Source organism: Spirosoma sp. 209, assembly GCF_002006735.1.
GTDB lineage: Bacteria > Bacteroidota > Bacteroidia > Cytophagales > Spirosomataceae > Spirosoma > Spirosoma sordidisoli.
In genome coordinates this window covers 234,483-247,464 of record NZ_MVEC01000004.1, presented here as the reverse complement: position 1 = coordinate 247,464, position 12,982 = coordinate 234,483, and the positions used below count along the sequence as shown (strand labels likewise).

The window sequence follows — 12,982 nt, the reverse complement described above, 5'->3', positions numbered from 1 at the left end:
ATGGTGTTTTTTATCGCTTCTTCAGACTCCCGTTTATGAACGCCATTAGCAGGCTGGCTTTTGCCGTATTTCTTTCGATCCTGAGCCAGCTGTCGGTGCAGGCGCAGACACCGGCCAGCCGCTTCACCCATGCCGACTCGCTGCGGGGTGGTCTCCGCCCCGAACGTACCAGCTACGATGTGCTTTTTTACGACCTGAGCCTGCGCGTCGATCCGGCTACCCAAACCATCCAGGGCAGCAACACCATCCGTTATAAAGTGGTGAAGCCGTTTCGGCGGATGCAGGTCGACCTGTTCGCCAGCATGGCGGTCCGATCCATTACCCAGAAAGGCAGCAACGGGCAGCTCAAACCGCTTGCCTATACCCGCGACGGCAACGCCCTCTTCATCACCCTGCCCGATGCCCCGGCGGCTGGTCAGGTTCGCGATATCACCATCAGTTATGCCGGTAAGCCCCAGATTGCCAAAAATGCCCCCTGGGATGGCGGCTTCGTCTGGCGCAAAGACACCACAACGGCCCGACAGGCCGACTGGGTAACGGTAGCCTGTGAAGGTACGGGCGCCAGTTTATGGTGGCCCAACAAAGACCACCTCTCCGACGAGCCCGACTCGATGCGCATCCGCTGCCGGGTGCCGAAAGGGCTGACCTGCGTCTCGAACGGAAAGCTGGTTGGGCAGAAGCCGGCCGCCGGCGGTACACAAACCGAATGGACCTGGTTTGTTCATTACCCGATCAACAACTATAACGTAACCCTCAACATTACCGATTACGCCCACATTTCGGATACCTACACCGCCAAAGATGGCCAGAAACTGGCGCTGGACTATTACGTACTGCCCGGCAACCTGGCCAGGGCCAAAGCGCACTTCGCCCAGGTAAAGCCCATGCTGGCCTGCTACGAAACTCACTTCGGCAAATACCCTTTCTGGCGCGACGGCTACAAACTGGTTGAAACACCCTACTGGGGCATGGAACACCAGAGCGCGGTCGCCTACGGGAACAAGTACCGCAACAACGCCTACGGGTTCGACTTCATCATCATCCACGAGAGCGGCCACGAATACTTCGGCAACAGCCTGAGCTGCGCCGATCAGGCTGAAATGTGGATCCATGAGTCCTTTACGACCTATGCCGAAGCCCTGTACATGGCCTGTACGCAGGACGAAGCCCGCACCATCGGCTACCTCAACAACCAGCGGAAGCTGATTAAAAACAAGTTTCCGATGCTGGGTCCGCTGGGTGTCAATGCCGAACAGGAAGACACCGACATCTATTACAAAGGAGCCTGGATGCTCCATACCCTCCGCCACGCCGTTAACAATGACAAAACCTGGTTTGCGGCCATCCGGGCGCTGGCGACCGAAAAACAGCGATCCATAGTATACACTGATGAAATCATCGACTTTCTGGGCAAACAGACCGGGGTGAACCTGCGCCCGCTGTTCGATCAGTACCTGCGCCATGCCGACCTGCCCACGTTCGAGTATAAACTGGCTGGCAAAGGCACCGACGAGCTGGAGATGAGCTACCGCTGGGTAGCCGACACGGATGGGTTCAACCTGCCCGTGTGGGTCCGGACCAGCACCAGCGACTGGCAGCTGCTACGGCCTACCCGCTCCTGGCAGACTCTGACGCTCAAAGCCGGCGCCGGTCCAGTCAGCGTAGACCGGGATAAAGGCCTGTTCGACGTGCGCATCACTGCTGTCGAATAGCTGCAAACCCAGCCAGTAGGCGCAGCCCCTGACTGTGGTCAACAAACCCAGCCAGTAGGCGTAGCCTCTGGCTGTGGTGAAGCGGTACGTTAGCGCGTTCTTCTTTTAAGTTTCCACTTGCTGTGGGGCGGTCGATGTGGAGCTGGCTTGCCAACCACAGCCAGGGGCTACGCCCACTTGGCTGGGTTTGCCGGCCTACATTAGCGGCTGTGGCTACTGGACCCGTTTCGTTATCTTTACATCCATCATGAAGCAACTCCTAGTTTTGATTACCCTGGCCGGGTTGTCGGCCTGCCAGCCGGGGGGATACCACCTGACCAGTCGAACCGCCCGCCGAATCGGTATTGACTCGGCAAGTGCTCCGGCCGACAGCAGCGTAGCCCGCTTTCTGCTTCCGTACCGGCAGGGCCTCGATCGCAGCATGAACGAAGTGCTGACCCGGTCAACGGGCCGGATCGAGAAAGGCCCGCCCGGCGCCCCGCTCAACAATCTGCTTACCGACGCGCTGCTGCAACAGGCCAGCCTGCGCTATGGCAAACCCATCGACTGCTCGCACCTGAACTACGGCGGTATCCGGAACAATCTGCCCGAAGGCAATATCACTACCGGCTCGATCTTCGAGGTGATGCCGTTCGACAACCAGCTGGTTATCATGACAGTTACGGGCACCATGCTCCAGCAACTGCTCGATCATTTTGCGAAAGGCGACAAACTGGTGATGGGTGGCCTGCGGGCCAGAATTCGGGGGGGGCAGGTACACGACGTTACGTTTACCAACGGCCGAACCCTGCAACCGAACGAAACCTATACCGTGGCCATGAGCGACTACGTGGCCGACGGGGGCGACAACACCGGCTTCCTGAGAAATCCGGTCAGGCGCGAAACACTTACCTACCTCATCCGCGATACCCTGATCGATTATTTCCGGCAGCAGGGCAAGTCGGGTCAACCTATTACTCCTACATCTGATGGACGCTTTACAGTCGAATAGACGCCAGTTTCTGAAGCTGCTCGGCACCACCGCCGTCATTGGCGCGGTAGCCCCCGAGGCCCTGGCCCGGCGCGGCCCCACTACGCTGACCATTCTGCATACCAACGACGTACACAGCCGGCTCGACCCCTTCCCCATGGATGGCAGCCGGAATGCCGGCCGCGGTGGCGTGGCCCGGCGCGCAACGCTGGTCCGGGCCATTCGGCAGGAGCAGGTGGACGGCCACCCCCGCAATGTGCTGCTGTTCGATGCCGGGGATATTTTTCAGGGAACGCCCTACTTCAATCTGTACAAGGGCGAACCCGAAATACTGGCTATGAATCAGCTCGGCTACGACGCCGGTACCATCGGCAACCATGACTTCGACGGCGGCATCGACAATATGGTGACCCAGTTCGGCAAGGCTACGTTTCCGATGCTGATTGCCAACTATGACTTCAAAAACACCGTACTGGATGGCCGCACCATGCCCTACAAAATCTTCACGAAAGAGGGCGTCAGGATAGGTGTTTTCGGCCTCGGCATCCGGCCGGAGGGGCTCATCCCGAAAGACGCCTACCGCGAAACGAAATACCTCGACCCCATCGAGATCGGGAACGACATGGCCGCTACCCTGCGCAATGACAAAAAATGCGATTATGTCATCTGCCTGTCGCACCTGGGGTTCAAGTACGACGGCCCAACGGTTTCTGATAACGTGCTGGCGGCTCAGACGCGCCATATCGACGGTATCATCGGTGGCCATACCCATACCTTCCTGGAGGCTCCCGTGCAGGTCAACAACCGCGATGGGCAGCCCGTCTGGATCAATCAGGTCGGTTTTGCCGGCATTAACCTGGGCCGGATTGACCTCACGTTCGAGAAAGGAAAAGTAACGGCATCGGGTCAGGCCGTAGCGGTGAAAGGCTGAGTTACCAGACACGGGCTACTCCGTATAAGCATAGCCTTTTGGGCCGCCTGATTGCCTTAAACAGCATCTAAGTTCGTATCTTTGTATCATCAACGGGTAACCCGGCCACCGAGCAATCAGGGCCGCTGCCGGTCTGCTTCCGCGCCTGGTTACTCCTTCACTCTTTCGCTTTTTCGTCCATGAAATTTGGCGTTGTTGTATTTCCCGGCTCTAACTGCGATCAGGACGCGGTAGACGCTCTTGAACTGATGGACCAGCAGGTTGTCAAGCTCTGGCACAAAGACCACGACCTACAGGGCTGCGATTTTATTATACTTCCCGGCGGCTTCTCCTACGGCGACTACCTCCGTACGGGTGCCGTCGCGCGGTTTTCGCCGATCATGAACGAGGTGATTGCCCATGCCAACCGGGGCGGTTACCTGATTGGTTTCTGCAACGGCTTCCAGATTCTGGCCGAAGCCAACCTGGTGCCGGGGGTGCTGCTCCGGAATACGAACCAGCAGTACATCTGCAAAAACATTTACCTCAAGCCGGAGTCGACCGATGCGCTGCTCACGGCCGATCTGGAACGCCGGGCCTATAAAATTCCGATGGCTCACGGCGAGGGTCGCTACTTTGCCGATGCCGACACGCTCAAAGCGCTGACCGACAACGGGCAGATCCTGTTCCGCTACTGCGATGAACAGGGTAATATTACCGATGCGGCCAACCCCAACGGGAGCCTCGACAACATTGCCGGCGTAACCAACGACCGGAAAAACGTATTCGGCATGATGCCCCACCCCGAACGGGCGGCTGATCCCATCCTGGGTAATACCGACGGGCGGCTTATTCTGGAACAGATGCTCAAAGTCGTTCTGGCTTAAACAGGAGTCATCCTCAATTTTAGGGTCCTGGCATAAAAAGGCCTCCTTTCTTAGCTTTGGCATCACCAGGATTCCATAGCCAGAAAGGAGGCCTTTTCAGAACGTACTGAGGGGCTAACTGTGAAATCGCGATAACATGTGTTGACTATTAGCCAGGGAAAGCCAGCTTGTGGACGACCTAAACGCGTATTCGCAGCTTTCGCCAGGCGCCGGAAGAAATTAGTCCACCCGATACTTCGTTCCACGCTCCAGCCGGTCCGCCGGTGCAGCTTTGCTACCGGAACGAAGGTTTTTGCCGACGCTGGGCGGAAGGCATTCTCAACATCGGACTTCAGGCCGCAAACGAATCTGTAATAACTCGATTGTAGCCTTGATTACCAGCCATTTTCCAGTCGATCACCAGCACCTCACAAAATTGTTCCGATCAAGGCTACAGCCGCCGGTCCATCGCTCTCGTGACCATCGGCAGCCCGGAGCCGACCTCAGGTTACCTGAAAATGAGACCTTTAAGTGACCAAACCCCCTTCGCAGGAGCTATACCATGCATCCATAACCCAGCGGAGATCGACTTTACGCTTGCGCTGAAGCCGGGTGGGCTGGTGCCATCGAAAAAAGGTGAACCGGGCCGCCGGCGCGATTGCCGCCCACTGGTATCGGTCACAGATCAGCTTAAACCAGCTGGAGCTATCGACGAGATGGCGGCCTCCGGTAAGCCGCTTACTAGTTTATTGAGGACCAATGGCGTGTTTGATTCGGCAGACAAAGACCCCAATCGGGCGGTGGAATTTCCCGACTCCAACTGCGTCTAGGCCTTCTTCTAATGAAAAAAAGTACAGCAAGCCCCACTCAGCGTAAAAAGATTACGTTGTGCGGGGGGTAAACTTGCTTGGGCAATCCGGAAACGGGCCTAACCACCTCTGCACACAAACACGGATGACAGTCAACAAAGCCGTCCCTCTACTCTACCGATGTAGCCCGCAGCCTGGCGTATTACACCGACGTACTGGGTCTCAAGCACACTAGGAGTGGGAAACCCAGCCCAGTTTCGGGGGTGTCGTGAAAGACGAGGTCGAACTGTTCTTTTGTCTGAAAGGTCATGGGCACCTGGCTCTCGATCACGGTCGACGATGTGGATAGCTATTATGAGACGATCAGAGCCAAAGGGGCCGTTATCGTGATGTCTCTCACCAATAAACCCTGAATATGCGCGAAATGCGGGTAAAGGACCCCGCCGGATACCTGCTGCGCATGGGTCATGCTATGGAGTGCGAGCCGAAAAACGAACCAGCAGCTTAACCAGACACATTCGGCCCTGGCAACAGAGAACACCATCCATTTATCCTGAAAACCACCACATGACCCAGTCCAAAGCCACCATTTCCCAGGCCTGGCCCTACCAGCAGAGCCCGATGAACCTGCCCGTTGCCGACGTCGATAGGGCCCTGCCTTTCTACACAGACACCCTGGGCTTCCAGCTCGTATCACGTAGCGATACGCCCCATAAAGCAGCTACCCTTACCCGCGACACCATTCAGATCGGTCTGGCCGAAAACGGCGGTGACCCCACGCAGGATGGCTGCTTCTTCGCCGTAGACAACCTTGACAACGCCTTCGCCGAACTAAAAACAAACGGACTGCCGCAGGAACAGCCTACCTATGACTACCAGAAATACGGCGAAACGGTCTGGAAGGTCTTTTTCGTAGTGGCCCCCGACGGCCTCTGCTACTGTTACGGCGAACAACAATAAAACTAACGTCCCAGCGCGGCAATCGCTCCCGTAACCGGGCGTTGAGCATGCGCGCATACCCGTTTGCAAAACAGACCGGGGTAGGTTAGTATTACAGTTCATCGGGCGTCGCATCAATCCGTTGATGTACTATGGACAGGAAAGACATCAGTAACTTAACTCACCTCTTGAGCCGAATCGAAAGCCAGCTCAACTGGGGGTCGGCGGCAAGCTGGAGTAGTTTCGATTTTGACCGGTTGAGTCAGCAGATTTTCGAGGCAACCCATGTACAGCTTAGCACCACTACGCTGAAACGGGTTTGGGGACGTATAAAATCGAATCATACCCCCACCACCGTAACCCTGAACACCCTTGCCCAATTTGCCGGTTACGACAGTTGGCGAACGTTTTCACACCGCGAAACCGACATCGGAAACGAAGCCCCCGACATTCACCCACCCAAACCGGCCGTTTCTCGCTCGTACAGGCATTGGCTAACGGCTGCGCTGGCCGTGTCGACCTTGACCATTGTATCCCTGCTGTTCCTGCACAATACCCGAAAACCCTACGACCCGACGTTATTCCGGTTTGCCGCCAACAAGGTCTTAACCAGGGGCTTGCCCAACTCCGTTGTTTTTAGTTACGATGCCGTAGCGGCTGGTGATGATTCGGTATTTATCGCCCAGACGTGGGATGTCAGGCGTAAAACCCAGGTACCGGCCAACGGGAAGTACCATTCGGCCCTGTATCATTATCCGGGATATTTCCGGTCGAAACTGATCATTGGTAACCAGGTTGTCAAAACCCATGATATTCAGATTGCTACGGATGGCTGGCTGGGGCTGATCGAAAACGAAAACCAGCCTTTTTACTTTCAGAAACAAGAGCTGCTGACCGATAGCAGCGTGCGGATTTCTACCGATCTACTCCGTCAACATCATCTGTCGGATAGCCCCCAGCCGCCTAAAGTCCGGTTTTTCAACCAGAATAACTTCGGCCCGATCTATACCCACAACTTTCAATTCGAAACCAGCCTGAAATCGCTGGATCTGAACGGCTCAAACCTCTGCCAGTTTTGCCAGGTGTTGATTCAGTGTGTTGACGATATCATTATCATTCCCCTGTGTTCGCCCGCCTGCGTGGGTGGTATCGAGCTAATCGGATTGGGCAACTACACCCAAGCCGCCAAGGACGATCTTTCAGGCTTCGGCACGGATATGAACACCGTCACCAGGCTAAACGTGGTAGGCTCAGGCGAAAAAGTGAGCTTTTTCGTCAACGGGAAACTGGCTAAAACCATAACGGCAAAAAACCCATCGGCCCGAATCGTAGGGGTGCAATACCGGTTTCAGGGAGCTGCCGAAATAGGAAAAACCTGGTTTGTGGGCGAAAAAGGCCCCGTCATAATCCGGTAAGGTTTGACAGAGCAGTCAGTTAGCCGACTGGGCAATAATTCACTGATTATCTGACACTTGTTTGTTACGCAAGTTGCAGAAGCACGTGGCATGAAGTTGCACGAACTTGATACTGCTTTGGTTTGGGCAAAAACAGGCCTGATAACAGTTTTGAGCAAACCAAAATCAAGTCAGGCCATGAGAAACTCACTAACCCTGTTTTTGCTGATCTGTAGCCCGCTCGTCTGGGGGCAGCAAACCAAAAAAAAGACGCCCAAACCTACATCGGCCACGTCCAGTCCGATCATCGACCTAAGCCCGGACAACTGGGAGCATCAGGCCGGCAAGGTCGAATTTATCGACCACAAGGGCACAAAGGCCATCAAGCTGAACCCAAACTCAGGCGAGGTATTTTTGAAGGATTACGTTTTCAGCAATGGCACCATCGAGTTCGACGTCGAGGTAAATCAGGCGTCTCCGTTCCCGGCGGTTTATTTTCGGAGGAAAGGGAATAATGCCGAGCATGTGTACCTGCGAACGGGGGCATCGAACCGGCCACAGGCAGTTGATGCGGTGCAGTATGCAGCCGTTGTCAATGGGGTCAACCTCTGGGATATGGCCCACGAGTACCAAACCAGTTGCAACCTGAAAATCAACGACTGGAACCACCTGAAACTGGTGGTAAATGGGGCGCAGCTTCGGGTCTATGTAAACAACCTGGCCGAACCCGTTCTGGACGTACCAGCTTTGGAGGGCAACACCTCGGAAGGGCAGATTGGCCTATCCACGGGTTTTCCGGGTGAAACCGTATTCGCCAACCTTACCGTAACGACCGATACCGAAGGCCTCATGGCCTCCGCTGGTGCCGATCTGACCCGGCACGACACCCGTTACCTCAGGCACTGGCAGGTTACGAAACCAGCCAGTTTGCCGGTGGGCACCGAAATTACCTCGCAGAATTTACCCCAGCCAGGAGCTGAATTCGAGCATATATCGGCCGAGCGACGTGGACTGGTCAACCTCTCCCGAAAATTTGGGGGCGATCCCAACCGCCGGTATGTGTGGCTCAAGGCGACCCTCAAAGCCGAACAGGCGCAAAGCCAGATGCTGAAACTGGGCTTTAGCGACGAGGTGTGGGTGTATCTGAATCGCGTACCCGTCTATGTAGACAAAGACAACTACATTCAGGGTATGCGAAAAAGTCCCAACGGGCGTATTTCGCTGGATAATTCGCAGTTTCCGATTCACCTCAAGCAGGGCGAAAACGAACTGCTGATAGCCGTGGCGAATAATTTCTACGGCTGGGGTATTATGGCCAGGCTAGAGCACCTGGAAGGGGTAACCATTCTGAAGTAAAGGGTAATCGCACCATACGAGGGCCTTCTGGTTTGAAAAAGTAGCCAACTGATCCCTGTCGGTGATCGGTGGATAGCTGACAGCCCCAATAAAACATAGGCAACCCCGATAAACCCTTCGCCGAGTTGAAGACCACTGTTTGAGTTTCCAAACGGCAGAAACACGGCCCAGAGAACCCGTTATTTTATGGGTGTACGGGGTAGTTCGGGATGTTGCGGCCGAGGTAGATGTGGCGCTCGGCCTTGTACATGTTGCCTGCGTCTATCAGTTTCAGAATGCCGCTGCCACCCCGATTATCCAGTTTCTGCCGTTTGGCGGGCGTAAGCAGCGGGTCGTCGTCAAACACGAACTCATCGATGTAGTATTCGGTGAGGCCCGGCTCTTTGATCGTGACATGGATATGCGCCGGGTCGCTGTAGCCGGGGTACGGGGCCGGGCGTAGAGTCACGAATTTGTACTCGCCTTTCTCGTTGGTGCGCATCCAGCCACGTAGGGAGCCGTGCCGCCGTTCCCAGCCCGTTGCGCCTTTTTTGGCCACGTAATGGCCGGTTTCGTCGGTGTGGTACACGTAGAGAATAACGTTAGGCGCCGGTGTTTTTCCGTCGGCTTTGTACACAATCCCGTTGATGCCCAGCGGCTTTTTACCCGTCCAGGTGGCGTCGGGTAGTTTGGCCAGCATGTCCAGTTTGTCGAAGGGTACCGGACTTTCGTGAATCGCTTCGCAGCCCTCGCAGGGGCCACCTACTTGTTTCTCCTGTGCATGGGCCTTCAGTGCAACCAGCAGCAGAACGGCCAGCAACGTACCTACCTGATTTTTCATGGTTTGTTTTTTTGGTAGAGCAACGAATACCCACCGGCAGACAAAAAAATAGTAGACCAATGACCCGAAAAATCGACCTGCGAAAATACCCCTTCCCGTCCTCTACTTTTTGCGCTGTTGGTCGATAAAATTTTCAGCGTACCGGCCTTTTCAATTCATTTACAGCGGGTTTCGTCAAGCCCGGCCCCCGCACATGGATTTTCTGGACCGTCGCATCACCATTCCACTCACCACCCGCACCACCACCGTCAAATACGCGCTGGTGCATACGGCCTATTGGGTGCTGATTACTGGTTTTTTCCTGTACGAAAAGCGCTACCTGATCTACAAGGCGGGTCTACCCTATTTCGTTGCCTGTGTGGTGGTGCGGGTGGTGCTGCTCATCGCCATTGCCTACCTCAATATTCACTACCTGCTCCCTCGCTACCTGCTGGCGGGGCGTTATATCCGCTATTTTTCGCTGGTTCTGCTGGCTATCCTGGGGTATCTGCTCGTGCAGGCCTTTTACGACTATATTCTCTATGGGTACGTGATTGCCCGCAACCGCGACTGGCTCGAAACGCTATCGTATAATTTCTTCAGCACGCTCTGGTACCTGGGGCTGATGGTGCCGTTAAAGCTCAGCATCGACTGGTACCAGCAGCAGCGGGTGTTACAGCAGATTACGGTCGAGAAGTTACAGGCCGAAGTCAACTTTTTGCGGGCGCAGATCAACCCGCACTTTCTGTTCAACGTGATGAACAGCCTCTACGCCCTGACGCTTAAAAAGTCGGATCTGGCTCCCGAAATGGTCCTGAAACTTTCCGACATGATGGAATATATGCTCTACGACAGCGACGAGCTGACGGTGCCGCTCGAACGGGAACTCAAGTACATCCAGACCTATATCGACCTCGAAAAAATCCGGTGCGGTGGCGAGGCCGACGTAGCCCTGCGCATCGATGGGCACCCCAACGGGCAGGAGATTGCCCCGCTATTGCTGCTGCCGCTGGTTGAAAATGCGTTCAAGCACGGTGTGAGCCGGCAGGCTGGCAAAGCCTGGCTACACAGTACCGTGACGCTCAAACCCACCACCGTTGAAATCACCGTCGAAAACAACAAACCGGCCGTTTACACGGGCACCCAACCCGCCGAAACCAGAGGTGGCTTTGGGCTGGCGAACCTGCGCAAACGGCTGGAGCTGCTGTATCCGGGCCGCTACACGCTCCGTACTGAAGAAGGTTCCGACACCTACAAAGCGGCCCTCTTTATTTCGTTCACCAACCACTAACACCAATGACTACGCCCGTACGCTACCTGCTGATGATCATGCTGTTTGTTGCGGCTACGAACGTACCCAGGCCGGGCGCACCGTCCACCTTCGCCTGGACGAAGTTACTCGATGCAGGCCCCTGGAGGAAGAGTTATAACTTCCAGTTGTTTAGCCACCACGATACCCTCTGGGCGTTTCATCCCGATGGCACCTGGTTCTCGGCCGATGGGCAACACTGGGTCAAGTCGCCCCTGCGCAACGCCATCGACAACCAGGCGTTTCTGGATTATGTGCCCTTTAACAACACGATGCTGGGCCTCGGCCATTTCACGGGCAACATTGACCGGCACACCTTCCGACCCGATATTTACCAAAGCCCCGATATGAAGCACTGGAACCGACTCGCAGGCTCGAATCTGCCTCAGCGGTTTTTCTACCATCCGTTTGTGTTTCAGAATAAGATCTGGATCATTGGTGGCGAAGATAAACGAACCCAATTTGCCGACATCTGGAATTCGGCCGACGGCGTTCACTGGCAACGGGTGAAAGACAACCTGCCCTTTGGTAAACGCAGCAGCAGCCAGGTTGTGACGCTCAACAACCGGCTGTATCTGCTCAACAACGATGTGTGGTCGTCGGCCGATGGGCTGAACTGGCGGCTCGAAACCCCCGAAATTGTGAAGGGCGCGTCTATTTTTGGCTATGCGGCCGTGGTCCTGGACGGAAAAATCTGGCTATTGGGCTGTAACAGAAACGGGCAGTTCAGCAGTCAGGTGCTGGTCAGTGCCGACGGACGTGCCTGGCAGGGGCAAAATGCACCCTGGTCGCCACGCGGGGGTATTGCCGCCTGCGCACATCGCGGAAAAATATACATGACGGGCGGCAAATACGGCGGGCAGGATACCGCCCACCCCGACTTTGTCTATAGCAACGATGTCTGGGTACTACAAGCTAACTAACTATGAAACAGATTATCCTGCTAATTGGCCTGGCCATCAGCTTCGTTGGGGCCACACGACCCTCGCCCCAACCATCGGTATTCGTGGCCAGTACGCCCTGTGATCTCATCCCCCGCATCTGGCTCGGTATTCCTACCGATGCCTCCTGCGAGTTTGTCAAATGGACGCTGTCGCTCAGCCGCGACCCGCGCAATCAGGCCCCGGCAGCGTACCTGCTCCACTACACCTACGGTATAACGCAGCCCAACACCACGGGCTTTGCCAATGGCGGCACCACCAGGCAGAAAACAGGCCAATGGCAGCAGGTTCGCGACGCGCAGCAACGGACGGTTTATCAGTTAGGCACCAGCCCGGCAGACACGACCATCCGTCTGGTCAAACTGGACGACAACCTGTTACACCTGCTCGACCCACAGGGCAAACTGATGATTGGTCATGCAGGCTGGAGTTACACCCTCAACAAACGCTAACGCACAGATGAAAGCGACCCTCCTTACCCTACTACCGTACCTGATCGTCAGCCTAAACGCGATTTACGCGCAGGAAGCCCGGCCAACAAACGTACCCGGTAAAACAACGTCTCGAACGCCCATACCCGAGGGGCCGCCGGTGACGGGCGAATTTCACGGGCGGTTCCCCTGCGCCGAAATCGCCAAAGACTGGAAAGTAGCTATTGCTCCCGGCCAATGGAAAATGAAGTGGGCATTGACCTTGTATCAGGATCCCGCCACCGGCCAGCCTACCACCTACCGGCTGCGAGGTACCCTGAACCGGGCCGCCACCCGCGAGGGTACATGGGCCATTGTAACGGGTACCCCCACCGACCCCACTGCCATCGTGTATCAGTTGGATGCCGACAAGCCCAACGTATCGGTCTACCTGCTCAAAGGCGATGATGATGTGCTGTTTATACTCGATCAGCAACGCCATTTCCGTATCGGAACGGCCGACCTGAGCTATACCTTGAACCGGGTCGTAAACTAACCTGTATCCCG

General features: G+C 55.8%; 12 protein-coding genes. 11 read left to right on the top strand and 1 reads right to left on the bottom strand.

The window, feature by feature from the left end; translation table 11 throughout:
* Positions 1 to 35: 35 nt before the first annotated feature.
* From B1C80_RS08820 to B1C80_RS08790, 7 genes are all read left to right on the top strand, one after another.
* Positions 36 to 1,712: a M1 family metallopeptidase gene (locus tag B1C80_RS08820; protein ID WP_077920708.1), complete on the top strand. Its 1,677-nt coding sequence runs from the start codon at positions 36 to 38 to the stop codon at positions 1,710 to 1,712.
* 247 nt (positions 1,713 to 1,959) lie between these two features.
* Entirely contained in the window at positions 1,960 to 2,703 is a 744-nt protein-coding gene (locus B1C80_RS08815; protein ID WP_077920905.1) for a 5'-nucleotidase C-terminal domain-containing protein, read from the top strand.
* Positions 2,681 to 3,613: a bifunctional UDP-sugar hydrolase/5'-nucleotidase gene (locus B1C80_RS08810; RefSeq protein WP_077920707.1), complete on the top strand. Its 933-nt coding sequence runs from the start codon at positions 2,681 to 2,683 to the stop codon at positions 3,611 to 3,613. The genes B1C80_RS08815 and B1C80_RS08810 overlap by 23 nt, the downstream gene beginning before the upstream one ends.
* Positions 3,614 to 3,792: 179 nt before the next feature.
* Positions 3,793 to 4,479, top strand: a complete 687-nt coding sequence (purQ, locus tag B1C80_RS08805) for a phosphoribosylformylglycinamidine synthase subunit PurQ (protein WP_077920706.1) — start codon at positions 3,793 to 3,795, stop codon at positions 4,477 to 4,479.
* Between the two features lie 1,355 nt (positions 4,480 to 5,834).
* On the top strand, positions 5,835 to 6,227 hold the full coding sequence (locus tag B1C80_RS08800; protein ID WP_077920705.1) for a VOC family protein: 393 nt from the start codon (positions 5,835 to 5,837) through the stop codon (positions 6,225 to 6,227).
* Between the two features lie 167 nt (positions 6,228 to 6,394).
* Positions 6,395 to 7,621: a hypothetical protein gene (locus B1C80_RS08795; RefSeq protein WP_139361620.1), complete on the top strand. Its 1,227-nt coding sequence runs from the start codon at positions 6,395 to 6,397 to the stop codon at positions 7,619 to 7,621.
* Between the two features lie 177 nt (positions 7,622 to 7,798).
* Positions 7,799 to 8,956, top strand: coding sequence for a hypothetical protein (locus B1C80_RS08790; protein WP_077920703.1), 1,158 nt, complete (start codon positions 7,799 to 7,801; stop codon positions 8,954 to 8,956).
* Between the two features lie 184 nt (positions 8,957 to 9,140).
* Here the strand turns inward: B1C80_RS08790 and B1C80_RS08785 are convergent, their stop codons facing one another.
* Positions 9,141 to 9,776, bottom strand: a complete 636-nt coding sequence (locus B1C80_RS08785) for an intradiol ring-cleavage dioxygenase (protein WP_077920702.1) — start codon at positions 9,774 to 9,776, stop codon at positions 9,141 to 9,143.
* Between the two features lie 193 nt (positions 9,777 to 9,969).
* Here B1C80_RS08785 and B1C80_RS08780 point away from each other — a divergent pair, with 193 nt between their 5' ends.
* From B1C80_RS08780 to B1C80_RS08765, 4 genes are read left to right on the top strand one after another with little or no spacing between them, the layout of a single operon-like run.
* Positions 9,970 to 11,046 carry a sensor histidine kinase gene (locus B1C80_RS08780; protein WP_077920701.1) on the top strand — a complete coding sequence of 359 codons (1,077 nt, stop codon included), beginning with the start codon at positions 9,970 to 9,972 and terminating at the stop codon, positions 11,044 to 11,046.
* A 5-nt stretch (positions 11,047 to 11,051) separates the two neighbouring features.
* Complete coding sequence (locus B1C80_RS08775) at positions 11,052 to 11,987, top strand: hypothetical protein (RefSeq protein WP_077920700.1); 936 nt, start codon at positions 11,052 to 11,054, stop codon at positions 11,985 to 11,987.
* Between the two features lie 2 nt (positions 11,988 to 11,989).
* Entirely contained in the window at positions 11,990 to 12,457 is a 468-nt protein-coding gene (locus tag B1C80_RS08770) for a hypothetical protein (RefSeq protein WP_077920699.1), read from the top strand.
* A 7-nt stretch (positions 12,458 to 12,464) separates the two neighbouring features.
* Positions 12,465 to 12,971, top strand: a complete 507-nt coding sequence (locus B1C80_RS08765; RefSeq protein WP_077920698.1) for a hypothetical protein — start codon at positions 12,465 to 12,467, stop codon at positions 12,969 to 12,971.
* The last annotated feature ends 11 nt before the right edge of the window (positions 12,972 to 12,982 follow it).

Bases quoted from the DNA above. Each gene is read 5' to 3' on its own strand.
- B1C80_RS08820 (WP_077920708.1), top strand. From the start codon at position 36: ATGAACGCCATTAGCAGGCTGGCTTTTGCCGTATTTCTTTCGATCCTG.
- B1C80_RS08815 (WP_077920905.1), top strand. From the start codon at position 1,960: ATGAAGCAACTCCTAGTTTTGATTACCCTGGCCGGGTTGTCGGCCTGC.
- B1C80_RS08810 (WP_077920707.1), top strand. From the start codon at position 2,681: ATGGACGCTTTACAGTCGAATAGACGCCAGTTTCTGAAGCTGCTCGGC.
- purQ (WP_077920706.1), top strand. From the start codon at position 3,793: ATGAAATTTGGCGTTGTTGTATTTCCCGGCTCTAACTGCGATCAGGAC.
- B1C80_RS08800 (WP_077920705.1), top strand. From the start codon at position 5,835: ATGACCCAGTCCAAAGCCACCATTTCCCAGGCCTGGCCCTACCAGCAG.
- B1C80_RS08790 (WP_077920703.1), top strand. From the start codon at position 7,799: ATGAGAAACTCACTAACCCTGTTTTTGCTGATCTGTAGCCCGCTCGTC.
- B1C80_RS08785 (WP_077920702.1), bottom strand. From the start codon at position 9,776: ATGAAAAATCAGGTAGGTACGTTGCTGGCCGTTCTGCTGCTGGTTGCA.
- B1C80_RS08780 (WP_077920701.1), top strand. From the start codon at position 9,970: ATGGATTTTCTGGACCGTCGCATCACCATTCCACTCACCACCCGCACC.
- B1C80_RS08775 (WP_077920700.1), top strand. From the start codon at position 11,052: ATGACTACGCCCGTACGCTACCTGCTGATGATCATGCTGTTTGTTGCG.
- B1C80_RS08770 (WP_077920699.1), top strand. From the start codon at position 11,990: ATGAAACAGATTATCCTGCTAATTGGCCTGGCCATCAGCTTCGTTGGG.
- B1C80_RS08765 (WP_077920698.1), top strand. From the start codon at position 12,465: ATGAAAGCGACCCTCCTTACCCTACTACCGTACCTGATCGTCAGCCTA.